Source organism: Knoellia subterranea KCTC 19937, from assembly GCF_000768685.1.
GTDB classification, from domain to species: domain Bacteria; phylum Actinomycetota; class Actinomycetes; order Actinomycetales; family Dermatophilaceae; genus Knoellia; species Knoellia subterranea.
In genome coordinates this window covers 186,701-213,131 of the sequence record NZ_AVPK01000006.1, presented here as the reverse complement: position 1 = coordinate 213,131, position 26,431 = coordinate 186,701, and the positions used below count along the sequence as shown (strand labels likewise).

Sequence of the window (26,431 nt, the reverse complement as noted above, 5' to 3'; positions counted from 1 at the left end):
GTCGACGTCAGGTCGTCGCCGGCCGCGCGACCTGCTCAGCCAGAGCCGGTGGGGCCTGGATGCAATAGGACTCGGTGAGCAGCTCGCCCACTTCGTCCCAATCCGTGTCCTCATCGAGGAGAAGTCCGACGACGTTGCTCCCCCAGCTCGCCTTGAAGTACGGCGGGCCCATGTGCTGGAAAGCCATGACCTCGTCGGCCTCGGCCCGGAACGTGATGCGGAACAGCTGGTCCTCGCCACCGAAGACGTGCGCGATCGTCGCCGAGCGCACCTTCCACGCCATGCCGATCCACGCGTCGTGCTCCCGCACCTCGGGGAAGGCGGCCAGCATCGCCGAGAGCCGCTCGATCCACTCGCCCGGCACGTCGGGTCGCGTCACGGATGCCACGGCGCACCAGCCTAGGTCCGCCCACCGACACGCTGGGTCAGAGCCAGCCACAGACGCAGGTATGCCGGCCGCGCGAGGTGCGCGGCCGGCATACCGGATCGTTCTGGTCAGGACCACAACGTCACTGGACGACTCCCGGGGCGTTGACGATGCCGTCGCCGGAGAAGGAGTTGAAGTCCGCCGTCCGGACGCACGCCGCGTCGAACCTGCGGCACAACCTGGCGGCCCCCGCGCGTCGGAAAAGACGTCTGCAGTGACCAGATCCGCCTATGCTTCCCGGCATGCCCAAGCCCCGCCGGACCGGTCCGATGCCGGACGTCTTCGAGACGTTCGCCCACCGGGTCGACGAGGAGGACGCGCCCGGCGAGCCCATCAGGACCACCCAGATGGCCAAGGGCGCCGGCATCTCCCTCGGCCTCATGGTCCTCACCGCGGTGGCGTTCGTCCTCGGCTTCTGGACGGGCACGCAGAACGAACCCGACCTTGCCTATGACCACCTCGTCTGGGAGGGGATCATCAAGGTCGGGTTCGCCGCGCTGTGCGGTCTGCTCGCCGCCGCAGCGATCCTTGCGCTGGCGACGCTCGCGATCGGCATTCCCTGGGTGAGGAGCCAGCGCGAGCGCCGCCGCTGATCGAGCCGTCGACTACTTCAGCTGGCTCGAGCTCATGCCGAGCAGGCGTCGCGCGATGACGAGCAACTGGATCTGCTGCGTGCCCTCGAAGATGTCGAGGATCTTGGAGTCACGCGCCCACTTCTCGAGCAGGTCGCGCTCGGCGTAGCCCGTCGCACCCGCGAGCTCGACACATGCCAGGGACACGTTGACGCAGGTGCGTCCGGCCTTGGCCTTGGCCATCGAGGCCTCCATCGAGTTCGGCTTGCCGTTGTCGGCCATCCACGCGGCACGCAGAGTGAGCAGGTAGGCCGCCTCGTAGTCGGCCTCCATCTGCAGCAGCTTCGCTGCCGCAAAGGACTGGCCGTATGCCGGCCGGTCCCAGTCCACGGTCACGCCCGCCTTCGCGAGGATCTCGGTCGTGGCGTCGAGGCTGGCCCGGGTCAGGCCGAGTGCCATGGCCGCGACGAGCGGACGGGTGTTGTCGAAGGTCTGCATGGCGCCGCCGAAGCCGCCCTCGATCTTGATCTCCGGGTCGCCGAGGAGGTCCTCGGCCGGCACCCGGCAGTCGTCGAGGTGGAAGGCCGCCGTGTCGGAGGCGCGGATACCGAGCTTGTGCTCGAGCCGGACGAGCTTGAGGCCGGGGTTGTCGCGACGGACGACGAACGACTTGATGGCCTGCTTGCCGAGGCTCTTGTCGAGGGTCGCCCAGACGACGACGAGCTCGGCGCGCTCGCCGGAGGTGACGAAGATCTTCTCGCCGTTGAGGACGTACTCGTCGCCGTCCTTGACCGCGGTCGTGCGGATGGCGCCCGAGTCGGAGCCGGTGTCGGGCTCGGTGATGGCCATGGCGGCCCACTTGCCGTCGTAGCGCTTCTTCTGCTCGTCGTTGGCGACGGCGGCGATGGCCGCGTTGCCGAGTCCCTGGCGCGGGATGGACAGGGTGAGGCCGACGTCACCGCGGCAGGTCTCGAGGATCGAGAGGACCGACGAGAGGTTGGAGCCGTTGCGGACCTGCTTGGCCGCGGCGCGGTTGCGGCCGGAACCGACAGCCGCGACCTCACCCTCGTGGTCGTCGTCCTTGGCGCGGGTGGAGCTGGACGCACCTGCGCCCTGCCCGGCACCCGAGCTGCTCATGCCGTCGATGACGGCGGAGACGAGGTCGAGCTCGCGGGGGTACTCGTGCTCGGCGAGGTCGTACTTGCGGGAGATGGGGCGGAAGACTTCCTCGGCCATGCCGCGGGCCTGCTCGACGAGCGGGCGGAACTTCTTCGGAACCTCGAGATCGATCATGGTTCAGTCCTTAGAGAAGGTATGCCGGTCAGACGAGCAGGGTGCCCTCGAGGACACCCGCTCCACGGAGGTCGCGGTACCACCGCTCGTTGTCGAACTCCTTGACGAACCCGTGCCCGCCGAGAAGCTGCACGGCGTGCGAGCCGATCTGCGCGGCATACGTCGCGGTGAGGGCGCGCGCCTCCGCGACGACCTGTGCCGCGTCGGAGTCGGAGTCGAGGCGGGCAGCCGCCTTGAGCACGGCGAGACGGAGCCCGTCGAGCTCGATCGCGATGTCGGAGATCATGAACGCGACGGCCTGACGCTGCCCGATGGGCTCGCCGAAAGCCTTGCGCTCCTGGGCGTAGGTCGTGACTTGGTCGAGCACGGCCTGGCCGGTGCCGACGGCGGCTGCGGCCCAGGCGAGGCGGCCACGTCGAACGGCATCGCGGTGGTCGTCGGCCGTGCCGAGCAGGTTGGCCTTCGGGACGGTGACGTCGGTGAGGACGACGCGGCCCGTGTGCGCGGCGCGGACACCCATCGCCGGGTCGTCCTCGATCGTCACGCCGTCGGCATTGGCCTCGACGACGACGAGGCGAGCGGCGCCCTCGACCATGGCCGAGACGATGAACAGCTCGGCCCGATCAGCGTTGGCGACGATGGCCTTGGTGCCGTTGAGGACGAGCGAATCACCCTGTGCCACAGCGGTGGTCGTCAGGGCGAACGGGTCGAACAGCGGCTGCGGCTCCTGGAGGGCGAGGGCAGCGGCGGCCACCGGCTCGTCACCGGTGAAGTGCGGGAGGTACGTCGCCTGCTGGTCGGCGTCGCCGTAGAGGGCGAGAGCCGTGGCGACGGCCGCGGTACCCATCTGCGAGACGGCGATGCCCATGTCGCCCCGGGCGAGCTGCTCGAGGACGAGGACGCCGGCGACGGCCGAACGCTCTTCGGCGATACCGCCGAGCTCCTCGGGGACACCGACGAGCGCGAGGCCCATCTCGTCCATCGCCTCGCGGACCTCGGCCGGGACGGCGCGCTCGGCGTCGGCCTGCGATCCGGCGGGGCGGATGACGTCGTCGGCCAGCTCGCGGGCCGCCTGCTGCAGCATCTGCTGGTCCTCGGTCGGCGTCAGGTCAAAGACGCCGCGGGGCTTGGCCGAGGCCGGCCGCGTGGCAGAACCCGATCCGTTGGCCTTCTTGAACGCGCGACCGACGGCAACCTGTGCCTTGAAGCCGCCGTGGGCGCCGCGGTTGAGGATCTTCTCGACGCGGCCGCGAACCTTGGGGTCGGCCATGACGGGCAGTCCGCCGGCCTTGGAGATGAGACGCAGACCGAGGCGCTGGCCGCGGTCTGCGAGGGTGGGCGTCGTCGTCATGGTCGTGCTTCCCTTTCGAGGGGTACGTCGTGGTGGGGCACTGTTAGGAACCAACTTATCCGGTACCGGCGGTGCCGTATACCCACGATAGCGCAGAGTTGTCACTCGGTAACCACATGTGACGCATCCCGCGCCCGCTCCTCACGTCGCGGCCCCTGCGGCGGCGGGCGCAGGCTGGGCAAGATTGGTCCCATGAGCGACTCCGCCGACGCGTCCGCCCTGAGCCTCGACGAGGCCATCGACCTCACCCGGACCGGTGACGTGTGGATCTTCCGCGGGCGGTCGGTGGCGGACCGCGCCATCCAGACGGCGACCAACTCCCCCGTCAATCACGTCGGCATGGCCGTCGTCCTCGAGGACCTCCCACCGCTGATGTGGCATGCGGAGCTCGGCAAGTCGCTCCAGGACATGTGGACCGGCGACCACCACCGCGGCGTGCAGCTCCACGACCTGCGGGCCGCAGTGACGAGGTGGCAGGACACCTATGACCAGCGCGCCTGGCTGCGCCAGCTCAGTCCCGAGGTGAGCGAGGAGCAGGAGGACGCGGTGCTGCGTTGCGTCGCCCGGCTCGACGGCGTCTCGTTCCCGTCGACGGGGCGACTCGCATGGCGCTGGCTCTCGGGGCGCGATGCCCACGTCTCGCGCAAGGACCTCGACCTGCGCGCACTCCGACCCGAGGTCGCCTATTGCGCCGAGGTCGTGGCGCTGACCTACGAGGAGATGGGCCTCCTCACGCCGGATGCGCCGATGAACTGGTACGACCCGGGCAAGTTCTGGAGTGGCGACGACCTGCCGCTCGTGGCCGGCTGGGAGCTCGGCGCCGAGATCGCCGTCCGACCGGAGGGAAGCTGAAGGGTCCGGAGGGCACATAAGCCTCCGGACCCCTCACGTTCTCTCATGGGGAGCAAAAGTTGAGGCGGTGCGGGGGCGCGGGCGGACGGCATACGCTCGAGACATGGAGTCGAACTGGTGGAAGGTGCTGGGGCTGGCGGGCGTCGCGTCCGTCGTCGCGACCGGCGCGGTCATCGCCCGCAATGAACGGCAGCGGCGCGCCTACCCCCCGGATGAGATCCGCGATCGCCTCCACGCCCGCCACGCCAAGGCGCAGCAGAACCGTCCGTAACTCGCCAATTCCTCCCCTCCGGGACGGTGAAGTCGCAACGTCCCGGAGGGGAGGAATTGGCGAGTTGGGGACAGAGGCTCAGGTCCCGAATCCCTCAGATCCAGTTCTTCTGATGATCTGACTCCGCCCACGCAGAGCGTGGGACCCGGGGGCTCCGGGCCTCGGTCGCTGGGGCTCCCTCGTGTCCTCAGCCCTGTCGTCGTCAGATCCAGAGCGACGTGCAGCGGATGTAGCCGCCGCCCTTGGCGAGCTCGTCGACGTGCGGACGGATGGTGCGCAGGCCCGCGCTCTCGATGTCGGCGCGCAGCTGCGGGGCGGTGTCACTCATCACGACGGTGGACCCGGTGGACACCAGGTTGCAGGCGAACGAGTTGCGCGCCTCCTCCTCGGAGATCTCGATCGTGTCGACCGCGTCGAGCGTGGCCAGGATCTGGCGCGACTCGGGAGTGAACGCCTCGGGGCAGTAGGCGATGAGGCCCTTGCCGGTCGAGTCGGGCTCGCGCAGGACCGAGAGCGTGAGGTCGATGTCGTACCAGTAGCTGTCCGGCCAGCCACTCACCTCGTTGATGACGGGCTGACCGTTGGCGTCGAGCTGGGGCAGCGTCTGGAGCTGGATCCGGGTGAGGCCGAAGCGGTCGGCGGCGTAAGCGAGCGCGGCCTCGTCGGAGCGGTAGCCCGCCCCACAGAAGACCAGGTCGCCGCAGACCAGGGCGTCGCCCTGGCCACTGAAGCGCCACGGCTCCGGCAGCTCCTCGATCGTGTAGCCGAGGTTGCCGAGCTGCGTGCGCGCCCAGTCCTCCTCGGACTTGCGGCTCGGCGGGAGGACGGCCATGAGGGCGACGCGGTCCCGGACGAGCGCCCAGTTGGCGGTGTAGACACCGTCCTGACTCGTCGGCGGGGCATCGACCGTGACGATCTCGGCACCGGCCTCCTGCAGCGCGGCCTTGATGCCGTCGTGCTCGACCTCGGCCTTGGCCGTGTCGACGGTCTCGCCGTCCTCGTAATAGGGGTTCAGCTTGTGGTCGTTGCCGAAGTAGTGGGCCGACGACATGAGCAGCGTTGAGTTCAACACCGTCAGACTCCCGATCAGGGTGAAGGGCGCGCCTCACGGAAACGGAGACTCGAGGGCACGCTACTCCGTTCAGGCCGATGATCCGAGCCGGGTGGGGTCGACGGGAGTCGAAAAGGTCCCGTCGGTGATCCACCGCTCCAACTCGTCGAGTGCGTGGTCGACGAGGCGCTCGAGCTCGCCACCCAGCGACCCCGCGACGTGCGGCGTGAGAAGCACGTTGGGGAGGCCCCACAGAGGCGAGTCCGCGGCGAGTACCTCGTCGACGGTGACGTCGAGGACGGCGTGGAGACGCCCCGAGACCAGTTCGTCCGTGAGTGCCTCCTCGTCCACGAGCGCACCCCGAGCCGTGTTGATGAGCACCGCGCCGTCACGCATCAGCGACAGGCGGCGACGGTCGATCATCCGCTCGGTCTCGGGGAGGCTCGGTGCGTGGATCGACACCGTGTCCGCCGCAGCGACGAGCTCGTCGAGGTCGACCAGGGCCGCGCCGATGCTCTGCGCCTCGGTCGCGTCGACGAAGGGGTCGGCGAGCAGCACGTCCATGTCGAACGGTCGCAACAGTTCGATGACCCGCCGACCGATCCGCGAGGCGCCGACGATGCCGACCGTCCTGCGGTAGTTGCCGACGAAGGGGTATGCCGGGGAGCCGCTTCGCTTGTCTCTCCGGTTCGCGTAGTCCCGACTCGCCTCGATCACGCGCTTCTGCGCGAAAAGGATTGCGGCGAGGGTGAATTCGGCGACCGGGACCGCGTTCTGCTCCACCGCCGAGGTCACCGCGATGCCACGGTCCCAGCAGTCCTGGGTGATGTGGTGCTTGACCGACCCGGCCGTGTGGATGATCGCGCGCAGCCTCGGCGCGCGGTCGAGAACTGCGGCGTCGACGGGTGGGCAGCCCCAACCTGTGAGGAGGACGTCGACGTCGGCCAGATCGGGCACATCGGCGAGGTCCTCGATCGGCGTCGGCGTGGCGATGCGGGCCAGGTCGCCGAGCCGCTCAAGCGTCCGCGCCGCCCCCATCTCTGCCCACGCCGCCGACGACATCGCCACGAGGACCGTGGGTCGGGTCGGGCTCATCGGCATCTCCGTTCGTCGTCGACCCCTGACATCATTCGATCCTATGAGCCGAACCACCGACAGCCGCCGGGCCGACGAGTGGTTGCAGCATGTTGGGCTCTGCTCGGTCACTCTGAGACACCTGTCCACGCACGCCGTCGTCGACGCGGCTCGCACAGCGGGGCTCCGTCGCATCGAGTGGGGCGCCGACGCCCACGCGCCACCGCACGACCCCGGCGCGGTCACGAATGCGCGCGAGCTGACCGAGGCCGCCGGCCTCATGGTTGCGTCGTACGGCAGTTATTGGCGGGCCGGGGTGTCGCCGGCCGACGAGGTGCTGCCCATCGTGCGGGCGGCCGCCGCGCTGGGCGCCCCCCGCATCCGCGTGTGGGCCGGCGACGTGGGCACCGACCGCGCCGACGACGACACGTGGAATCGCGTGGCCGCAGCGTTGCGGGAGGCATGCCGCATCGCCCGCGACCATGGCGTCGAGCTCGCCCTCGAGTTCCACCCCAACACCCTGACGGATTCCGTCGACAGCACCCTGGAACTCCTCGACCGGGTTGGCGACTCGACGCTCCGGACCTATTGGCAACCACGCATCGACGAGGAGGTCGCGCCCGCCGTCGAGGGTCTTCGCAGGCTCCTCCCCCACGTCGCCGCGGTTCACGTCTTCTCGTGGTGGCCGGGTGCGGAGCGCCTCCGACTGCACGAGCGCACCGATCTCTGGGCCGCGGTCGCGGACGCCCTCATCGTCGCGAAGGAGCCTCGCGACCTGCTCCTCGAGTTCGTCCCCGGCGACAACCCGGCGCTCCTCCCCGACGAAGCTGCCACCCTGCGCCGCCTTCTCGGCTCGGGCTGAGTCGCGACGACCCGAGCCCCGGACAGAGCAAGGCCCCGACCGCGTTTCCGCTGTCGGGGCCTGTCCTTCTGTCTCAACACAGAGTGCGCCCGAAGGGATTCGAACCCCTAACCTTCTGATCCGTAGTCAGATGCTCTATCCGTTGAGCTACGGGCGCCTGTTGCACCGCGTGGCGCAACGATCGGAAAGCATACGCGAGCACCCGGCATACAGAGAAATCGGCGGCCACCACCGCCCGAGGCGAGTGCCGAACGCGTCATATCTGACCCCTTTGGCACTCATCCCGGAACACCCATCGGGTGTGCCGTCCGCTCGCCTTCCGCGGTCAGCACCCGTCGGCGTCCCCGGCCTTGGCCGACAGGTCCACTTCGGACCAGTCGAGGCGGTCGAGGTTGACGACGATGGCCTCCTGGGTGGTGAGGGCGATGACGACAACCGCCTCGTCGTCGGGGTCGGGGTTCTCCTCGCGGTGCGGCACCCAGGGGGGCACGAAGACGTAGTCGCCCGGGGCCGTCTCGACGCGTCGCTCGACGGGTTCGTCACCGTCGACCTCGAGGAAGACGAAGACGGGGTTTCCGGACACGACATAGATCGCCGTCTCCGAGGCTCCGTGGTGGTGGTTGCCCGAGTTCGTCGAGGCCGGCACGTGCGTCTGGCCCATCCAGAGCGACTGTGCCCCAACGGTTTTGCCGCTGATCGCCTCACGTCGTGACATCCCCGTGGTCTGGCTCGTCTGGGTGATGAGCCCACTGGGCGCGATGTGGTGCAGCGCCCGGTGGAACGGGTCGATGACGGCCGGCACGAGCACGCCACTGGGGGTGCGGATGAACTCGTCGTCCGTCGAGTCAGCGGGGACGTGGATGGCGGGCATGTCAGGCTCCTTCGGCAAGGGCGATGGCGAGTCGGGCGGCGAGTCCGGACGACGTGCTTGATGTGGTCGGCAGGAGGGGACGTCGTCATCCTCGACGAGCCGGTGAGCGCCCTCGACGCAGCCAACAGGGTCCACGTCCTGCGGATCCTCGAGGAGTTCAAGGCCGCAGGCATCGCCCTCGTCTTCGTCTCGCACGACCTCGGCTCTGTCGCCGGCATCCCCGACCGCATCGCCGTGCTCTATCGCGGTGAGCTCGTCGAGGTCGGGCCGACCCGACAGGTCCTCACCGAGCCCACCCACCCCTACACCCGCCTCCTGCTCCACTCCGCGCCCACTCTGCGGGCGGGCGCAGCCGACCGCACCGAACGCGCGGCCCTCAGGGCCGCACTGACCGCCTGACCCAGCCACCCGGCATACCAACGAATTCGCTTCTCCCGAAAGGCAACTCACATGTCACGCAAGATCCACCTCGCACTCCACCCCGTCGGCGTCGGCGGCCCCGGCCAGCACGGCCTCTGGAAGGACGCCCGCGTCCCCAAGAACACCAGCATCGACATCGACTTCTACATCGAGCAGGCCAAGATCGCCGAGGCGGCGCTCTTCGACGCGCTCTTCATCGTCGACAGCCAGTTCATCAACGAGACCTACCCGGCGCACTACCTCAACCGGCTCGAGCCACTCACGCTCCTGTCGGCCGTCGCGACGCACCGCGGCGCTGGGCGGAACCCCCGACGCCGCAACGAGGGACCTGCCGACGCTCGTCCTCATCGGCGACTCCGACCCGTTGGCGGACCACGTTGCGCTCAGGGCGCTGACGAACAGGTCACCGCGCAGCCGTCTCACCGTCGTTCGCGGTGCCCGACACGACGTCCTCAACGACCTGCAGCACCGGTCCGTCGCGGCCGAGGTCGTGACCTTCCTCGAGTCCCTCCGGGAAGGGCTCCGGCTCGTCCTCACCGTGGAGTCGAGCGCATGGTGAGCCTCCACCCGGAGACCGACATCGCGGTCATCGTCGGGAACCCGAAGCCGGCGAGTCGCACATTGGCCGCCGCCACCCACGTGGCGCGCGAGCTCGCCGGGGCCGAACCCGACCTCGTCGTCGACCTGGCCGACCTCGGCCCGCGTGTCCTCGACTGGAGCGACCCGGAAGTGACCGCTCTCGTCGCACGCATCGGCGCCGCTCGCCTCGTCATCGTCGCCAGCCCGACCTTCAAGGGCACCTGCTCCGGCCTGCTCAAGGTCTTCCTCGACCGTTTCGCCGGCGGGACGGGACTGCGCGGCCTCGCAGTCCCACTCCTCCTCGGCGCCTCACCCGCCCACGCCCTCGCGCCCGAGCTGAGCCTGCGCCCCGTCCTCACCGAGCTCGGCGCCACCGTCCCCGGCCGCGGTCTGTACGTCATCGACCGCGACCACGACAAACCCGGGTCGTATGCCGCGTGGCTCGCTTCCGCTCGCCCGTTCGTCTCCGCAGTCCTCGGCGCCACGGCCGCAGCCACCCACCCGTCAGAAGCACTCGCATGACCGACCTTGCTGCGGCCCCGGCCGTCTTCCCCACCAACCAGGACCTCGATCCACGTCGGCTCCGGCAGGCCTTCGGCATCTTCCCCAGCGGTGTCGTCGCCGTCGCCGCCGAGGTCGACGGTCAGCTCGTCGGGCTCGCCGCCAGCTCGTTCACGACGGTGAGCCTCGACCCGCCACTCGTGTCCTTCTCCATCGCCAACACGAGCAAGACCTGGCCGGACCTGCGCCGGTCCGCCCACCTCGGCGTCACGGTCCTCGCCCACCACCACGGTGCCGTGGCTCGGCAGCTCGCCGGACCGGTGGGCCAGCGGTTCGACGGTGTCCCCGTGTCGACGACGGCCGACGGTGCGGTGACGCTCGACGATGGTCTTGCCCTGTTCGACACGACCATCCACGGTGAGGTGGAAGCCGGCGACCACACCATCGTGCTCCTGCGGCTGCACGCCGTCGCCGACGCGGACACGGATCTGCCCCTGGTGTTCCACCGCAGCCAGTTCGGGCTGAGAACCCCGGCCTGACCGACGGAACCCTCGACCGGAAGGGTGCGACCCGCCGCGGTGACGGGCACACGGGAGGCGAGCGGACGGCATACCCGCAGGTAGGTCTGCGTGTGAGGGATCCCATAGGTGCGGAAAGGTTTCCACGCCCACACCGGCCGTGGCGACCTCCTACGGTGGGGAGGCGGACCCTCTCGGGTTCGCCACTCATGCTTTTCTCATCGCGAACAGACCCGTCTCACGATGCGAGTAGCGTGAACCCAATCAGCAGGTCAGTCGTCGGAGCGCCTCCGAGGTGGATCCGGCGATCGACCGGGCCACAAAGCCGGGCTCAACCCCGGAATCGGAAGGACAACGGACGCAGATGACCGCCCCCGCCGCACCCGTTCAGGGCACCACGCACGCAGGCCTCCAGGCCTGGGTCGACGAGGTTGCCGCGATGACCACCCCCGACGAGGTCGTGTGGGTCACCGGGTCCGACGAGGAGTGGACCCGCCTCACCGACAAGCTGGTCGCCGCCGGCACCTTCGTCAAGCTCAACGAGGAGAAGAAGCCCAACAGCTTCTACGCCGCCTCCGACCCGAGCGACGTCGCGCGCGTCGAGGACCGCACCTACATCTGTTCGGTCGACGAGAAGGACTCCGGGCCCACCAACAACTGGATGGACCCGAACGAGATGAAGGACCTCATGCGCGGGCTCTACGCCGGCTGCATGAGGGGCCGCACGATGTATGTCATCCCGTTCGTCATGGGTCACATCGAGGCCGAGCACCCGATGTTCGGTGTCGAGATCACCGACTCCGAGTACGTCGTCGCGTCGATGCGCGTCATGGCCCGCTGCGGCACCGAGGTCCTCAACCGGATCGAGGAGCTCGGCGAGGACGCCAAGTACGTCCCCGCGCTGCACTCGCTCGGCGCCCCCCTCGAGGAGGGCCAGCAGGACGTCAAGTGGCCCTGCAACCCGGAGAAGTACATCGTCCAGTTCCCCGAGGAGCGGATGATCTGGTCCTACGGCTCGGGCTATGGCGGCAACGCCCTCCTCGGCAAGAAGTGCTACTCGCTGCGCATCGCCTCGGTCATGGCGCGCGATGAGGGCTGGATGGCCGAGCACATGCTCATCCTCAAGCTCACCTCGCCGGAGCAGCAGGTCTATTACATCGCGGCCGGCTTCCCGAGCGCCTGCGGCAAGACGAACCTCGCCATGCTCAAGCCGACCATCCCCGGTTGGAAGGTCGAGACCCTCGGCGACGACATCGCCTGGATGCGTTTCGGCAAGGACGGTCGCCTGTATGCCGTGAACCCGGAGTTCGGCTTCTTCGGTGTCGCCCCGGGCACGAACGAGCACACCAACCCCAACGCGATGAAGACCATCAACAAGGGCAACTCGGTCTTCACCAACGTTGCGCTGACGGACGACGGCGACATCTGGTGGGAGGGCCTGGAGAACATGCCCGAGCACGCCACGTCGTGGAAGGGCGAGGACTGGACCCCCGCCGACGGCGAGGCCGGTGTGCTCTCGTCACACGCCAACTCGCGCTACTGCACCCCGATCAAGCAGTGCGACATCCTCGCCCCGGAGTACGACGACCCGCAGGGTGTGCCGATCTCGGCGATCTTCTTCGGCGGTCGCCGCAAGACGACCGTCCCGCTCGTCACCGAGTCGCGTGACTGGACGCACGGCACGTTCATGGGTGCGACGCTCTCGTCCGAGACCACCGCTGCCGCCACCGGTCAGGTCGGCGTCGTCCGTCGCGACCCGATGGCCATGCTCCCGTTCATCGGCTACAACGCCGGCGACTACTTCCAGCACTGGATCAACATCGGCAAGGACGCGGACGCGACCAAGCTGCCGAAGATCTTCTACGTCAACTGGTTCCGTCGCGACGAGGAGGGCAACTTCGTGTGGCCCGGCTTCGGCGAGAACGCTCGCGTCCTCAAGTGGGCCATCGAGCGCATCGAGGGCAAGGCTGCCGCGGTCGAGACGGCCATCGGTCACGTCCCGACGCCGGAGTCGATCGACACCGAGGGTCTCGACATGGACCCGGACGAGCTCGCGAAGGCGCTCACCGTCAACAACGACGAGTGGAAGGCCGAGATCCCCGAGATCGAGGAGTGGTTCGCGAAGTTCGGCGACAACCTCCCGACCGCCCTCCAGGTCGAGCTCGACGGTCTCAAGGCCCGACTGGGCATGTGATCCACCGCTGACGCTCGCGAGGCGCCGGTCCCGTCAGGGTCCGGCGCCTCGTGCTTTGCCCGGGGCACCGTGAGACGACCACTTGGGCTCGAGACGACCACTTCTGGGTGGTCGACTCGCGCAGAAGTGGTCGTCTCGTGGTCGCCTGTGGATGACCGCCGGGTGCCGCTCGGCTTTCCTGCCACGATCAGGTATGCCGTCCGCCCGCCCCGATCCGTTCGCGCCGGACCTGCTTCGTCCCACCCGGGACCTGCGCAGGTTCGGTGAGTCGGTGCATGACCTGGACGCATCGGGCAGGCCCAAGTGGACGGTCGTGCGGCGCGGGATCGTCGTCGCGTCGGACACGTGGAACGGCCTCACGCCGGAGCAGCGTCAGGCCGGGCTGGTCCACGCCACCTCTCTGCAGATGACCGGCACCAAGCCCCAGCCCTTCTCGCACACCTCCGCCGGGGCAGTGTGGGGCCTGCCCCGAGTGAGCGCCTGGCCCCGGAGGATCGACGTCTCGGTCTTCGGCCGTTCCGCGCATTCGTCGGGTCTAGTGCGACGTCACTGCCTCGATGCCGACGACGCCCTCGACCCCGACGATCCGGATGCGTTCGAGATCGTCGATGGGCTACTCGTGACGCCTCTGGTTCGGACCATCGTGGACCTCGCGCGCACGGAGGACCCGCGCGACGCCGTCGCTGCCGCCGACCACGCCCTGCATCACGACCTGTGCACGACGGCCGATCTCACGACGGAGTTGGCCCGCGTGCCTGCCGGGGCGAGGGGACGCGCCAAGGCGGCATTCGTCGTCCGCTTTGCCGAGCCCGGCGCGATGTCGGTCGGCGAGTCGCTGTCCCGGGTCCAGATGTATCGCCTCGGGCTGCCCCGACCGCAACTGCAGGTGCCGGTGGCCGACGCCGACGGCGTCATCGGCATCGGAGACTTCTGGTGGGAGCGCGAACGCGTCGTCGGCGAGTTCGACGGTCGCAAGAAATACAAGGTCACCGAGGACATGACGCCAGAGGAGGCTGGGCAGACCCTCTGGAACGAGAAGCGTCGTGAGGACCGGATCCGGGCGACGCATCGGCGCATGGCGCGATGGGGCTGGGACGACGCGATGAGCCCGATGCGCCTCGTAGCGCGGCTTGCCGACCAAGGAGTCCAGCGCCCAGCGCGGTTGCGGGACACGTGGTTCGACGCGGCCTGAGCAAGTGGGAACCCCACGCCCGACCCGGCGCCTGGCCGCTCAGTCGACCAGTTGTGCTTGAGACGACCAGTTCTGCTTGGTCGTCTCGCCCAGAACTGGTCGTCTCACGGTTCGAGGCTCCCCGAGCGGGTGGGCAACGTGCGGCGCGGCTCGGAACTTTGCCAACTACTGACTCGTAGCAGGTACCCCCCTTGACCGGACCGTCGCTTGGCTGGTGATTCGGCGTCATATCGAACGGCACGGTCCGTGACCGTCGGGACGCCGTGGGAGCAAGGGGAGTCACACATGACGCACGGAGGAAGACGCTCGGGGATCACCCTCTCCGCAGCGGCGCTCGCAGCAGCCGTGGCCGTGGCAACGGCCACCTCAGGAGCCGCCTTCGCGGCATCCGAATCCGCCCCGCCGGGCGTTCCGGCAGCCGGCGACGCACACGACCACCTGCCTGACCTCGACACCCGCAAGGCATCGGTCGCACCGTCCGCCGCGCAGAAGTCAGCCGCCACTTCGGCGGCGGGCAAGGGACAGCGTGGCACCCAGGCCGGGACGATCGCCTGGAACCGTTTCGGCTCCGTCGCCACGGTCACCCCCTCGGGGACCACTCCCCTGGCGACCGGACTCGGCTCCGACCCGGTCGCGGCGGCCCGGGCGTACCTGACCCGCAATGCCGCCACCTTCGGCCTGGCCGCGGCGGACATCGGGTCGATGGAGCACGTGACGACGAACCGCATCGGCAACACCGATGTCGTCATGCTGCGCCAGGTCATCGGCGGTGTCCCCGCCGGCATCGACGGCCTCGCGGTCATCGCCGTGGAGAAGGGCAACGCGCGCTACGTCAGCACGACCCTCGCACCGCTCCAGGGCGACAGCGCACAGCGCCGCGCCGCCGCCACTGTCACTCCAGAGCAGGCCCTCGCCAAGGCGGCGGCCAACGTCGGCGCCAAGGCCTCCGACGTCACCCGCAAGGACGACTCGAAGTCCGACCCGGACAGCAAGAGTGGCGTGGCCAAGGAGTCGGGCACCCGCACGGCCTGGACCACCTTCACCGCGAAGGGCCTGGTCGGGGACCAGCAGGTCACGCAGGTCGCGGTGCCCGTCCCGGGAAGTGACGCGCGCACGGCATACCAGGTCGTTCTTCGCGACGCCGCGGACAGCGGCTACTCGGTCTACCTCGACGCGGCGACCGGGGAGGTCATCGCCCGCGAGTCGCTCGTTGACTTCGACAGCGACAACCCGCGGTGGAAGGTCTTCACTGGGACGCCATCCGGCGACCACAGCTCGACCGACACTCGCGTCGAGTGGTGTTGGACGACGGCCGAGGGCTGCGGCGAGACCGTCGCGAACCCCGCGTCTCCGAAGGCGTGGGACATCGACCACGCGACGAACCTCAGCACGACGACGACCAGCGGCAACAACGCCTACAGCGGCGAACGGTGGCGCGGCACGGGAGCCGTGACCCCGGCGCCGCTCACGAGCGACCGCAACTACACGTATCAGTGGACCAACCAGTGGTTCGAGAGCAAGTGCGACCCGGCGAACTACACGAGCCCGACGCGCAATGACATCGACGCTGCGACGACGAACCTCTTCGCCATGCACAACCGGATGCACGACTGGGCCTATCAGCTGGGCTTCACCGAGACGGCGTGGAACTTCCAGCGTGACAACGCCGGCAAGGGCGGTCTCGGCAACGACCCGGTCCTCGGCTACAGCCAGTCCGGCGCGCAGGCCGGTGCCCGCAACAACGCGAACTTCGGCACCCCGCCGGAGGGCTCGAGTGGCTACAGCAACATGTACCTGTGGCAGCCGCTCGCGGGTGGGTTCTACGCCCCCTGCGTCGACGGTGACTTCGACATGTCGGTGATCGGGCACGAGTACGGCCACGGCATCAGCAACCGCATGGCGGGTGGGCCGAACAGTGGCCTCTCCGGCCTCCAGGCGGGCGCGATGGGTGAGAGCTGGTCGGACCTCATGGCCACGGAGTACCTCCAGGAGTGGGGCTACGTCCCGGTCAGCGCCACGGCCATTCCGATGGCGTCCTACGCCACCGGCAACGAGAACCGCGGCATCCGCAACTACAACTTCAGCAAGAGCCCGCTCAACTACAGCAACGTCGGCTACGACCTCACCGGTCCGCAGGTCCACGCGGACGGCGAGATCTGGTCGGCGACACAGAGCGACGTGCGTGGTCTCTTCATCAACCGATACGGCGCGGGCGACGTTGCGACACAACGCAGTTGCGCCACAGGTGCCACGGCGGCGACGAAGTGCCCCGGCAACCGTCGGTGGATGCAGCTGGTGTTCGACGCGTGGCTGCTCATGCCGAGCGGGTCGGTGAGCATGGTCGACGCCCGCAACGCCATGCTCGCGGCGGACCTGCTCCGTTTCGGTGGCGCCAACCAGGACATCCTCTGGAACGGCTTCGCCGGACGCGGCCTCGGTGAGGGCGCCACGTCGGTCAACAGTCAGGACTCGGACCCGACGCCGTCGTTCACGTCGGCCTACGGCAGCCCGGCCACGTTGCGGTTCAACCCGACCGACGAGGACGGACGTCCGATCGTGGGCGCCCGCTTGTTCGTCGGCGAGTACACCGCCCGGGCCACACCGATCGCCGACACGGACGCCACGAGCTCTCGCTCGGACACGTTCAAGATTCTGCCCGGCGAACGCACGTACACGGTGACGGCACCCGGACGGGCCCAGACCGCCGTGACGTTCACGGCCAAGCCGAACCAGACCCGCGACATGCCGGTCAAGGTGCTGACGAACCTCGCCAGCAGCCAGGGCGGAGCCACGATCTCGGGTGAGGGTGTGGACGTCGGCGCGCTGATCGACGGTGACGAGGGGTCGACGACCACCACGGTCGCCGCTCCCACGGCGGCGCAGAAGCAGTTCACCGTCGACCTCGTCGGCGGGCGTCAGGTCGTCCGTCGGGTGCAGGTGAGTGCCCTGCCCGAGCCGGGGGCTGCCGGCCGGTTCCAGAACCTGCGGCAGTTCACGATCTATGCGTGTGACGCCAAGGGTCGGGTGCTGTGCGACCAGGACGCCGACTTCCGACCGGTGTTCACCTCGGCGCCGGACGCCTTCCCCGGAGCGGCGCCCCGCCCGGTCGCTCCCGAGCTGAAGATGCGGTCGTTCGACATCCCGCAGACGGCAGCGACGCACCTGCGCATCGGTCTCGACAAGAACCAGTGCACCGGTGGTCCGGAGTTCTCGGGTGAGTTGGACAACGACCCGAACAACCCGACCGACTGCACGACCGGGTATGCCGGCGCGCAGCTGATCGCGGTCTCGGAGTTCCAGGTCCTGCGCAAGTAGGTCACGCGGACCCACCAGACGACCAGTTCTGCTCGAGACAACCACTTCTGGGTGGTCGTCTCGGGCAGAACTGGTCGTCTCGGCGCGTGCCGCCGCCGACGGCAGCCAGGGCTCGGGCTGCCGGTGGTCAGGTGTCGGTGTGCTGTAGGCGGACCTTGACCGTGGGCACCTCGGACGGAGCCTCCGCGAGGGCCCACAGGCGCCCGAGCGCCGGCTGCAGGAGGAGCGTGCCGAGCTGCCGGACGAGGACGGCGACGGCCTGCTCCTCGACGGGGATCCGACTGCGGGCGATGCCGTGGTCGCGCAACGTCTGCGTGCGCCGGATCGTCTCCTCGACGAGCAGCCGCGCGAGCCCTTCGGAGCCGGGATCAGGTGTGACGACGGCGCGCCGGAGATAGTCCACGGCGTCCGGGTTGGCGTCGAACATCTCCGCAGCCGCACGGTCGCGCGCGGCGACGACCTCGTCCGCAGGGCCGTCGAGCGGGACCGTGTCGACGGCCTCGCGGAACAGGTCCACGACGAACTCGTCGACGGCGGCGCGCAGTCCGTCCTTGCCGCCGAAGTGGTGGACGACGAGCCCCGGGGCAACGCCGGCCTCGCGCGCGACCTCGCGCAGGCTCGTCGCCGCACCGCCCTGCGCCGCGAAGAGCCGCAGGGCGGTGTCGCGGATCCGCGTGCGCGAGTCGGTGCTGCGGGAGTCGAGGCTCGTCATGGTGGGTGACAGTCAACACACATCGGCGACCATTGCACAAGTGTTCAACGCGTGCGTATCGTGCGAGGTGAACCACGCTGCGCACCGCACCGGTGGCGCACCCATTGCACCCATCGCACTCCATCGAAGGAGCCGGTCCCATGCCCGAGCAGCCCCAGGCCGTCATCTACGACGCCCTCCGCACCCCACGAGGCCGGGGCAAGTCGTCCGGCTCGCTCCACGAGGTCAAGCCGATCGACCTCGTCGTCGGCCTGCTCGACGCGGTCCGCGAGCGCAACCCCGGCCTCGACTCCGCGCAGATCGACGACATCGTCCTCGGCATCGTGTCGCCCGTCGGCGACCAGGGAGCCGTCCTTCCGCGCGTCGCCGCGATGTATGCCGGCCTGCCCGAGCCCGTTGCCGGCGTCCAGGTCAACCGCTTCTGCGGTTCCGGCCTCGAGGCCGTGAACCAGGCCGCCTCGCGCGTGCGCTCCGGGTTCGAGGACCTCATCCTTGCCGGCGGTGTCGAGTCGATGTCGCGTGTCCCCATGGGCAGCGACGGTGGCGCCTGGGCGATGGACCCGGCCACGGCACTCGCGACGGACTTCGTCCCGCAGGGCATCGGCGCCGACCTCATCGCCACCATCGAGGGCTTCGACCGCGCCGAGGTGGACCGCTTCGCCGCGCAGTCGCACGAGCGCGCCGCTGCCGCTTGGGACGCCGGCCACTTCGAGAAGTCGGTCATCCCCGTGCGCGACCAGAACGGTCTGACGATCCTCGACCGTGACGAGACCATCCGCCCCGGCACGACTGCGGAGTCCCTCTCGGCCCTCAAGCCGTCGTTCGCCGCAATGGGCGAGCAGGGCGGGTTCGACTTCGTCGCCACCGAGAAGTACCCGAACGTCGACCGCATCAACCACGTCCACCACGCCGGCAACTCCTCCGGCATCGTCGACGGCGCCGCGCTCATGCTCATCGGCAACGAGAAGGTCGGCAAGGAGATGGGCCTGACCCCGCGCGCCCGCATCATCTCGACGGCCATCATCGGCTCCGAGCCGACGATCATGCTCACGGGCCCGGCACCCGCCTGCCGCAAGGCGCTCGACCGGGTCGGCATGAAGGCGTCCGACATCGACCTGGTCGAGATCAATGAGGCGTTCGCCGCCGTCGCCCTCAAGCTCATGCGCGACATGGGCTGGAGCGAGGACCAGACCAACGTCAACGGTGGCGCCATCGCGATGGGTCACCCGCTCGGTGCGACCGGCGCGGTCATCCTCGGCACCCTCGTCGACGAGCTCGAGCGCCGCGACCTCGAGCGCGGCATCGCGACCCTCTGCATCGGCGCCGGCATGGGCATCGCCACTGTCGTCGAGCGCGTCTGATCGCGCCCCAGATCTCACCTGAACCACGGACAGGAACCCAAGAACCCATGAGCGAGAACATGATCCGGTACGAGCGTGACGACGAGGGCATCGTTACCCTGACGATGGACGACCCGAACGCGGGCGCCAACACGATGAACGCGACCTACAAGGACGCGATGGCCGAGACGGTCGAGCGACTCGAGGCAGAGAAGGACGACATCACCGGCGTCGTCCTCACCTCGGGCAAGAAGACCTTCTTCGCGGGCGGCAACCTCGCCGACCTGCAGAAGGCCACCCGGGAGACCGTCGGTGACGTCTTCGCCGAGGTGGAGCTCATCAAGTCGCAGCTGCGTCGTCTCGAGCAGCTCGGCAAGCCGGTCGTCGCGGCGATCAACGGGACGGCCCTCGGCGGCGGCCTCGAGATCGCCCTCGCGTGCCACCACCGCATCGCGGTCGACGACGCCAAGGTCAAGCTCGGCCTGCCCGAGGTCACCCTCGGCCTCCTCCCGGGCGGTGGCGGCGTGACGCGTCTCGTCCGCATGCTTGGGATCGCGCCGGCCCTCATGGACTGGCTCCTCCAGGGTCAGCAGCGCACCCCCGCCGAGGCGCACGCCAAGGGCGTCATCGACGAGCTCGTCGCCACCCGCGACGAGCTCGTGCCCGCGGCCAAGGCATGGATCCTCGCGCACAAGGACGACGCAGCAGCCGGCACCAAGGCGTGGGACGTCAAGGGATACAAGATCCCCGGCGGTACCCCGACGACGCCGGCGTTCGCCGCGAACCTCCCGGCCTTCCCCGCGAACCTGCGCAAGCAGCTCAAGGGCAGCCCCGTGAAGTCCCCGCGCTCGATCATGTCCGCCGCGGTCGAGGGCGCGCAGGTCGATTTCGACACGGCGAGCCGCATCGAGTCCCGCTACTTCGCCGACCTCACCGCGGGTCGCGAGTCGACCGCGATGATCCAGGCGTTCTTCTTCGACCTCCAGTCGATCAACTCTGGGGCCCTCCGCCCGGCGGGCGTCGAGCGCCGCGCCAGCGCCAAGGTCGGCATCCTCGGCGCCGGGATGATGGGCGCGGGAATCGCGTACTCCGCCGCCATGTCCGGCATCGAGGTCGTCCTCAAGGACGTCTCGGTCGAGGGCGCGGAGAAGGGCAAGGCTTACTCCGAGAAGCTCCTCGCCAAGCGCGTCGCTCGCGGCAAGAGCGACCAGGCCAAGGCGGACGAGGTCCTCGCCCGCATCACGCCGACGGCCGACTACGCCGACCTCGCCGGCTGCGATGTCGTCATCGAGGCGGTCTTCGAGGACTACAACCTCAAGAAGCAGGTCTTCGCCGAGGTGGAGGCCGTCGTCGGCCCCGACACGCTCCTCTGCTCCAACACGTCGACGCTGCCGATCACGAGCCTTCAGGGCTTCTCCTCACGACCGCAGGACTTCATCGGCCTGCACTTCTTCTCGCCCGTCGACAAGATGCAGCTCGTCGAGATCATCCGCGGCGAGCAGACCTCCGACGAGGCCACGGCCCGGGCGATCGACATCGTGCAGCAGATCCGCAAGATCCCGATCGTCGTCGGCGACGGTCGCGGCTTCTACACCAGCCGGGTCTTCGGCACGCTCATCGACGAGGGCGCACAGCTCGTCGCCGAGGGCGTGGACCCGCACGTCATCGAGCGCGCCGCGACGTCCGCGGGCTTCCCGGCGCCTCCGCTGGCGATGCTCGATGAGGTCTCGCTGACCCTCACCCAGCACATCCGTGGCGAGGCAGCCAAGGCGGCGAAGGCCGAGGGCCGTGAGGTCACGCGCACGCCGGGCGAGGAGGTCATCGACACCCTCGTCGAGCTCGGTCGCAAGGGTCGCGCCGCCGGTGCCGGCCTCTACGACTACCCCGAGGGCGAGCCCAAGGTCCTGTGGCCCGAGTTGCGTCAGCGTTGGTCCAAGGACACCGAGATCCCGCTGCGCGACCTGCACGACCGCTACCTCTTCCGGATGGCGCTCGAGACGGCCGCCTGCTTCGAGAGCGGCGTGCTCACCGACACCCAGTCCGCGAACATCGGCGGCATCTTCGGCATCGGCTTCCCGCCCCACACCGGTGGTCCGGCGACATTCATGACGAATTACGAGGGCGGTCTGCGTGGGTTCGTGGCGCGCGCCAATGAGCTCGCCGACGCCTACGGCGACCGATTCCGCCCGTCGGCGTGGCTCACCGAGCGCGCCGCGATCGGCACCCTCGTCGACGCCACCCCCGAGGCCAAGGCGTCATGACCGGGCCTCTCGAGGGCGTGCGCGTCGTCTCGATCGCCATCAACCTGCCGGGGCCGGTCGCCGTCGCGCGGCTGGCCTCGCAGGGGGCGACGGTCACGACGGTGCTCCCGCCCTCGGGCGACCCGCTCCAACAGTTCTCGCCCGCCTACTTCGACGAACTGCACGTCGGGCAGAGCATCGAGCACGTCGACCTCAAGAGCGACGACGGTCGCGCACGCATCGATGAGCTGCTGGCCGACGCCGACGTGTTCGTCACGAGCTCTCGAGCATCGGCGCTCACCCGGCTCGGCCTCGATCACGCGTCGGTGAGCGGACGGCATACCCAGGTCTGTCAGGTCGACATCGTCGGCCACCCCGGCGACGACGCGGACATCGCCGGGCACGACCTCACCTACCAGGCGGGGTCCGGTCTCGTCAGAGACGGACGTATGCCGGCCACGACCGTTGTCGATCTCGCCGGCGCCGAGCGCGCGGCCGGGGAGGCGTGCGCGGCCCTCGTGGAGCGCGCCCGCACCGGTCGCGGCTCACGCCGCGAGGTGGCCCTCTCGGACGTCGCGACGTCCATGTCGGACCCGGTGCGCCACGGCCTGACCGCCTCCGGCGGCCCGCTGGCCGGAGGACTGCCCGTGTATGCCGTGTACCCGGCGTCCGCAGGTCACGTCGCCCTCGCGGCGCTCGAGCCGCACTTCGCCGTGCGGCTGGCGGCGGCGATCGATCTCGCCCCCGAGGAGCTGACCCACGAGCGGCTCGGCGAACTCTTCGCCACGCGCACCGCCGCCGAGTGGGAGACGTGGGCGCTCGAGCGCGACATCCCGCTCGTGGCCGTGGCCGAATCTGCCTGAACCACCACTTTCACAGCAGGAGCAACGATGCCCGAGATCCTCCCTCCCGCGACGTACGTCTCGCCGTGGATGGACGGCGAAGACGTCGCAGACGTTGCCGCCCTCGCCCGCACCTTCTTCGCGCGCGAGGTCACGCCGCACCTCGAGCGCTTCGCCGAGCAGCACCAGGTCGATCGTGAGACGTGGCTGGCCGCCGGCGAGGCAGGGCTGCTGTGCATCTCCGTGCCCGAGGAGTACGGCGGTGGAGGCGGCACCTTCGCCCACGAGGCAGCGGTGCTGTGGGAGCAGGGCAGGGCGGGCGACGACGCCTTCGGCTACTCCGTGCACTCCTCGATCGTGGCGCACTACCTCCTGGCCTACGGGTCCACGGAGCAGAAGCAGCGCTGGCTGCCACGCATGGCCTCGGGCGAGCTTGTCGGTGCCATCGCCATGACCGAGCCCGGCACCGGATCGGACCTTCAGGCGATCCGGACGACGGCGCGGCGCGAGGGTGACGAGTACGTCATCAACGGCGGCAAGACCTTCATCACGAACTCGTCCCACGCGGGCCTCATCATCATCGTCGCGCGCACGGGCGGCGAAGGGGCACAGGGCATTTCGCTCATCGTGGCCGAGGTGGACGACCTCGAGGGGTTCGAACGCGGACGGGTGCTGCGCAAGATCGGCCAGCACGGGCAGGACACGCGCGAGTTGTCGTTCACGGACATGCGCGTCCCCGTGGCCAACCTCCTCGGCGAGTCCGAGGGGCAGGGGTTCTACCAGCTCATGCTCCAGCTGCCGCAGGAGCGACTGGCCATCGCCGTGGGCGCAGTGGCCTCGGCCGACCTCGCGGTCGAGCTCGCCCTCGCCTACTCGAAGGAGCGCCAGGCGTTCGGCAAGCCGATCTCGACCTTCCAGAACACGCGGTTCACCCTCGCCGAGGTGAGCACCGACGTGCTCGCCGCCCGAACCTTCCTCGACCACTGCGTCGGGCTGCACGTCGACGGCCGGCTCGACGCGGCCACGGCATCGCGTGCGAAGTACTGGACCACCGACATGCAGTGCGAAGTCATCGACCGCTGCCTGCAGGTGTTCGGCGGCTACGGCTACATGCTCGAGTACCCCATTGCGCGCCTCTATGCCGGTGCCCGCGTGCAGAAGATCTACGGCGGGACCAACGAGATCATGAAGGAGCTCATCTCCCGCACGCTGTGACGGGTCAGGTCACCGTCGCCGACGTGGGTGCGGTCTGCCCCTGCTGGCTCTGCTGCCCCGGAAGCTGCTGTCCCGGGAACTGGCCCGTACCCCCCTTGACCACCCGGACCACCCCCGCCACCGGGGAAGCCAGCGCGACCGTCCTGTGGAGTCGTCGAGGCACCCCGCTCGTGGGCCGCGGCCACGCCCACGGCGCCGACCGTCGACAGGCCCAGGGCCAGAGCAGCGGCGACGGCAGTCTTCTTGCCGGACCAGCGCACAGGGTTCACAGCCGGTGCCGTTCCTGCGCTCAGCGCGGTCGGTGCCGCCTCGGGGGAGGGCGCCATGGAAGCGTCGGAGGCGACGCCCGTGTTCGGAGTCGTCTCGGGCCATTGCACGGACGTGTCCTGGGGAGAGTTCTCAGTCGTCATGACAGCGACCGTGCTGGGCGGACCTGTGGCGAACCTGTGGTGAGCGTGTGGTGAGGGTGTCGACGAACTGGGGCACCCGGCATACCGACGCTCCTGACTCCGCACGCGCTCACAGGAACCGCACAGCCAGCACATGGGGAACACTGAAGGCATGAGGATCTACTGGGTGTCATGAGCACCGCACCGACCTCCTCCGCCAAGCTGCAGCGGCCCGACGGCAGCCCCGTTCGCGTCCTCGTCGTCGACGACGAGTCCAACCTCACCGAGCTGCTGACGATGGCGCTGCGCTACGAGGGGTGGGAGGTCCGCTCGGCCGCCACGGGGATCAAGGCGGTCAAGGCTGCGCGTGAGTTCCAGCCGGACGCCGTCGTGCTCGACATGATGCTTCCCGACTTCGACGGGCTCGAGGTGCTGCGCCGGATGCGTGCCGACAACGAGGCCGTCCCGGTGCTGTTCCTCACCGCCAAGGACGCCGTCGAGGACCGGGTCGCCGGACTCACGGCTGGTGGCGACGACTACGTCACGAAGCCGTTCAGCCTCGAGGAGGTCGTCGCCCGGCTGCGCGCCCTCATGCGTCGCACCACGGTCGTCGCGGACGAGTCGTCGTCGGTCATCGCCGTCGGTGACCTCACGATGGACGAGGACAGCCACGAGGTGACCCGTGGCGGCGACGAAATCCACCTCACCGCAACGGAATTCGAGCTGTTGCGCTACCTGATGCGCAACCCCAAGCGCGTCCTCTCCAAGGCGCAGATCCTCGACCGTGTGTGGAACTACGACTTCGGTGGCCAGGCCAACGTCGTCGAGTTGTACATCTCCTACCTCCGCAAGAAGATCGACGCCGGCCGCACCCCGATGATCCACACGATGCGCGGCGTCGGCTACGTGCTCAAGCCGGCCGAATGAGGCACCCCAGCACCTGGTCGCTCACGACGAAGCTCGTCGCTGCCGTCGTCGGGCTCTTCCTCGTCATCACTGCGGCGACGTCGACCTTCACGGTCCTCGCTCTCCAGAACCACCTCGTCAACCAGATCGATCAGGACGTCACGTCGCAGGTCTTCCGCGCAGGCGGGCCCCGAGGCCCGATCGGCGGAGGCGGGCCGATCCCCGGCGGCGGAGGTGAGTCGCTCATCGTCGTCCTCAGTGACGGGGAGGTCGCGGCCAACCGCGTCGAGCACGGCCGCACCATCGAGCAGCTCTCGGACACGCAGATCGCCGAGCTCCAGAGCGCCGGCATCGGCACGACGCCACGCACTGTCGAGGTCGAGGGTCTCGGGTCGTACCGCGTTGCCAGCGCCCGCTCGACCGCCGGCGACACCGTCATCGCGGGCCTGCCGATGACCGGCGTCAACCGCATCGTCGACGCCATCATCAGCCTCGTCGTGGGCACGACGATCGCCGGGCTGGCCCTCGTCGCCCTCGGCGGCCAGTGGCTCATCCGACGCAACCTCGCGCCGTTGTCGCGCGTGGCCCACACCGCCACCCAGGTCAGCCGGCTCAAGCTGGACTCGGGCGATGTGGCACTGGCACAACGGGTTCCGTCCGCCGACACCGACCCGCGAACCGAGGTCGGCCAGGTCGGGCTCGCGATCAACAACATGCTCGACAACGTCGAGGGGGCCCTTCAGTCGCGGCACGAGTCCGAGACCCGGGTCCGGCAGTTCGTTGCCGACGCCTCGCACGAGCTGAGGACGCCGTTGGCGTCCATTCGGGGGTACGCCGAGTTGTCCCGTCGCGATCCGGCTCCCGTTCCGCCGTCGGTCACCCACGCGTTGACCCGGGTGGAGTCCGAGGCACTGCGGATGCAGGGGCTCGTCGAGGACCTCCTGCTGCTGGCCCGGCTCGATGCCGGTCGGCCGTTGGATCGGGAGCCCGTGGACCTGTCGCTGCTCGCGATGGACGCCGTGTCCGATGCGCACGCGGCTGCGCCCGACCACCGGTGGGAACTCGACCTGCCCGACGAGCCGGTCGAGGTCATCGGCGATCAGGCCCGGCTCCACCAGGTCGTCGCCAACCTGCTGGCCAACGCCCGCACGCACACGCCCGAGGGGACCCGCGTGGTGACGTCGCTGCGCTCGTCCGACGGGTGGGTTCGGCTGACGGTGACGGACGACGGTCCCGGCGTGCCAGAAGCGTTGCAGGAGAGCGTCTTCGAGCGCTTCACCCGCGGCGACGAGGCCCGGACCCGCACTGGTGGGTCGACGGGCCTCGGGCTGTCGATCGTCGATGCCGTCGCGAAGTCGCACGGTGGCCGGGTCGCGCTCGAAAGCACCCCGGGATCGACGACGTTCACCGTGCACCTCCCCCACACCGACTGACCCCGCACTGA

General features: G+C 69.4%; 26 protein-coding genes and 1 tRNA gene. 17 read left to right on the top strand and 10 right to left on the bottom strand.

All coding sequences use genetic code 11. From position 1 onward, the window contains the following. Positions 1-7: 7 nt before the first annotated feature. On the bottom strand, positions 8-388 hold the full coding sequence (locus N803_RS11910) for an MmcQ/YjbR family DNA-binding protein (RefSeq protein WP_035905488.1): 381 nt from the start codon (positions 386-388) through the stop codon (positions 8-10). 281 nt (positions 389-669) lie between these two features. On the opposite strand from N803_RS11910, the gene N803_RS11905 reads away from it, so the two are divergent. Next, positions 670-1,020: a hypothetical protein gene (locus N803_RS11905; RefSeq protein WP_156969765.1), complete on the top strand. Its 351-nt coding sequence runs from the start codon at positions 670-672 to the stop codon at positions 1,018-1,020. Positions 1,021-1,032: 12 nt separating this feature from the next. On the opposite strand, the gene N803_RS11900 is transcribed toward N803_RS11905, so the two are convergent. Both N803_RS11900 and N803_RS11895 read right to left on the bottom strand, forming a co-directional pair. Next, the gene (locus N803_RS11900; protein WP_035905483.1) at positions 1,033-2,292 is read right to left on the bottom strand and encodes an acyl-CoA dehydrogenase family protein; all 1,260 of its coding nucleotides are present in this window, start codon (positions 2,290-2,292) and stop codon (positions 1,033-1,035) included. A gap of 28 nt (positions 2,293-2,320) precedes the next feature. Next, on the bottom strand, positions 2,321-3,643 hold the full coding sequence (locus N803_RS11895) for an acyl-CoA dehydrogenase family protein (RefSeq protein ID WP_035905482.1): 1,323 nt from the start codon (positions 3,641-3,643) through the stop codon (positions 2,321-2,323). A gap of 192 nt (positions 3,644-3,835) precedes the next feature. Here N803_RS11895 and N803_RS11890 point away from each other — a divergent pair, with 192 nt between their 5' ends. Both N803_RS11890 and N803_RS18565 read left to right on the top strand, forming a co-directional pair. Continuing rightward, positions 3,836-4,495, top strand: a complete 660-nt coding sequence (locus N803_RS11890) for a hypothetical protein (RefSeq protein WP_035905480.1) — start codon at positions 3,836-3,838, stop codon at positions 4,493-4,495. Positions 4,496-4,598: 103 nt separating this feature from the next. Next, entirely contained in the window at positions 4,599-4,766 is a 168-nt protein-coding gene (locus N803_RS18565) for a hypothetical protein (protein ID WP_169743086.1), read from the top strand. A 202-nt stretch (positions 4,767-4,968) separates the two neighbouring features. Here N803_RS18565 and N803_RS11885 read toward each other — a convergent pair whose 3' ends face one another. Next, on the bottom strand, positions 4,969-5,838 hold the full coding sequence (locus N803_RS11885) for a dimethylarginine dimethylaminohydrolase family protein (RefSeq protein ID WP_035905479.1): 870 nt from the start codon (positions 5,836-5,838) through the stop codon (positions 4,969-4,971). Between the two features lie 69 nt (positions 5,839-5,907). Continuing rightward, the gene (locus N803_RS11880; RefSeq protein ID WP_035905701.1) at positions 5,908-6,912 is read right to left on the bottom strand and encodes a hydroxyacid dehydrogenase; all 1,005 of its coding nucleotides are present in this window, start codon (positions 6,910-6,912) and stop codon (positions 5,908-5,910) included. Between the two features lie 43 nt (positions 6,913-6,955). Between N803_RS11880 and N803_RS11875 the strand changes: the two genes are divergently transcribed. Continuing rightward, positions 6,956-7,753, top strand: a complete 798-nt coding sequence (locus N803_RS11875) for a sugar phosphate isomerase/epimerase family protein (RefSeq protein ID WP_052112227.1) — start codon at positions 6,956-6,958, stop codon at positions 7,751-7,753. A gap of 84 nt (positions 7,754-7,837) precedes the next feature. On the opposite strand, the gene N803_RS11870 is transcribed toward N803_RS11875, so the two are convergent. After that, positions 7,838-7,910 (bottom strand) — tRNA-Arg (locus N803_RS11870). 168 nt (positions 7,911-8,078) lie between these two features. Beyond that, positions 8,079-8,624, bottom strand: a complete 546-nt coding sequence (locus N803_RS11865) for a cupin domain-containing protein (protein ID WP_211253510.1) — start codon at positions 8,622-8,624, stop codon at positions 8,079-8,081. 60 nt (positions 8,625-8,684) lie between these two features. Here N803_RS11865 and N803_RS11860 point away from each other — a divergent pair, with 60 nt between their 5' ends. Beyond that, the gene (locus N803_RS11860) at positions 8,685-9,023 is read left to right on the top strand and encodes an ABC transporter ATP-binding protein (protein WP_245617220.1); all 339 of its coding nucleotides are present in this window, start codon (positions 8,685-8,687) and stop codon (positions 9,021-9,023) included. A gap of 54 nt (positions 9,024-9,077) precedes the next feature. Here the strand turns inward: N803_RS11860 and N803_RS19110 are convergent, their stop codons facing one another. Next, positions 9,078-9,392, bottom strand: a complete 315-nt coding sequence (locus N803_RS19110) for a hypothetical protein (RefSeq protein WP_156969763.1) — start codon at positions 9,390-9,392, stop codon at positions 9,078-9,080. 16 nt (positions 9,393-9,408) lie between these two features. On the opposite strand from N803_RS19110, the gene N803_RS19105 reads away from it, so the two are divergent. The 6 genes from N803_RS19105 (at position 9,409) to N803_RS11835 (ending at position 17,343) form a co-directional block, all read left to right on the top strand. Next, positions 9,409-9,603, top strand: a complete 195-nt coding sequence (locus N803_RS19105; RefSeq protein WP_156969762.1) for a hypothetical protein — start codon at positions 9,409-9,411, stop codon at positions 9,601-9,603. Then, positions 9,597-10,145, top strand: coding sequence for an NAD(P)H-dependent oxidoreductase (locus tag N803_RS11855; RefSeq protein ID WP_035905688.1), 549 nt, complete (start codon positions 9,597-9,599; stop codon positions 10,143-10,145). Before N803_RS19105 ends, N803_RS11855 begins: the two co-directional genes overlap by 7 nt. After that, a complete protein-coding gene (locus N803_RS11850) occupies positions 10,142-10,663 on the top strand; it encodes a flavin reductase family protein (RefSeq protein ID WP_035905477.1) in 522 nt (173 codons plus the stop codon). The genes N803_RS11855 and N803_RS11850 overlap by 4 nt, the downstream gene beginning before the upstream one ends. Positions 10,664-11,006: 343 nt before the next feature. Beyond that, positions 11,007-12,836, top strand: a complete 1,830-nt coding sequence (locus N803_RS11845) for a phosphoenolpyruvate carboxykinase (GTP) (protein ID WP_035905475.1) — start codon at positions 11,007-11,009, stop codon at positions 12,834-12,836. Between the two features lie 193 nt (positions 12,837-13,029). After that, entirely contained in the window at positions 13,030-14,028 is a 999-nt protein-coding gene (locus N803_RS17585; protein ID WP_052112210.1) for a hypothetical protein, read from the top strand. 285 nt (positions 14,029-14,313) lie between these two features. Further along, positions 14,314-17,343, top strand: coding sequence for a M36 family metallopeptidase (locus N803_RS11835; protein ID WP_035905474.1), 3,030 nt, complete (start codon positions 14,314-14,316; stop codon positions 17,341-17,343). Between the two features lie 127 nt (positions 17,344-17,470). Here N803_RS11835 and N803_RS19030 read toward each other — a convergent pair whose 3' ends face one another. Beyond that, on the bottom strand, positions 17,471-18,055 hold the full coding sequence (locus tag N803_RS19030) for a TetR/AcrR family transcriptional regulator (RefSeq protein ID WP_035905471.1): 585 nt from the start codon (positions 18,053-18,055) through the stop codon (positions 17,471-17,473). Positions 18,056-18,195: 140 nt separating this feature from the next. Between N803_RS19030 and N803_RS11825 the strand changes: the two genes are divergently transcribed. Genes N803_RS11825 through N803_RS11810 form a run of 4 tightly spaced genes read left to right on the top strand, consistent with a single transcriptional unit; the run spans position 18,196 to position 23,692 of the window. Beyond that, complete coding sequence (locus tag N803_RS11825; protein ID WP_035905470.1) at positions 18,196-19,416, top strand: acetyl-CoA C-acetyltransferase; 1,221 nt, start codon at positions 18,196-18,198, stop codon at positions 19,414-19,416. A 47-nt stretch (positions 19,417-19,463) separates the two neighbouring features. Next, complete coding sequence (locus N803_RS11820; RefSeq protein WP_035905468.1) at positions 19,464-21,656, top strand: 3-hydroxyacyl-CoA dehydrogenase NAD-binding domain-containing protein; 2,193 nt, start codon at positions 19,464-19,466, stop codon at positions 21,654-21,656. Further along, entirely contained in the window at positions 21,653-22,498 is an 846-nt protein-coding gene (locus N803_RS11815; RefSeq protein WP_035905466.1) for a CoA transferase, read from the top strand. The genes N803_RS11820 and N803_RS11815 overlap by 4 nt, the downstream gene beginning before the upstream one ends. Positions 22,499-22,525: 27 nt before the next feature. Then, positions 22,526-23,692, top strand: a complete 1,167-nt coding sequence (locus N803_RS11810; RefSeq protein WP_035905464.1) for an acyl-CoA dehydrogenase family protein — start codon at positions 22,526-22,528, stop codon at positions 23,690-23,692. Here N803_RS11810 and N803_RS18355 read toward each other — a convergent pair. Further along, complete coding sequence (locus N803_RS18355; protein ID WP_156969761.1) at positions 23,641-24,102, bottom strand: hypothetical protein; 462 nt, start codon at positions 24,100-24,102, stop codon at positions 23,641-23,643. The genes N803_RS11810 and N803_RS18355 overlap by 52 nt on opposite strands. Positions 24,103-24,273: 171 nt before the next feature. Between N803_RS18355 and N803_RS11805 the strand changes: the two genes are divergently transcribed. After that, complete coding sequence (locus tag N803_RS11805) at positions 24,274-25,008, top strand: response regulator transcription factor (protein ID WP_035905462.1); 735 nt, start codon at positions 24,274-24,276, stop codon at positions 25,006-25,008. Then, entirely contained in the window at positions 25,005-26,420 is a 1,416-nt protein-coding gene (locus tag N803_RS11800; protein WP_035905460.1) for a sensor histidine kinase, read from the top strand. The genes N803_RS11805 and N803_RS11800 overlap by 4 nt, the downstream gene beginning before the upstream one ends. The last annotated feature ends 11 nt before the right edge of the window (positions 26,421-26,431 follow it).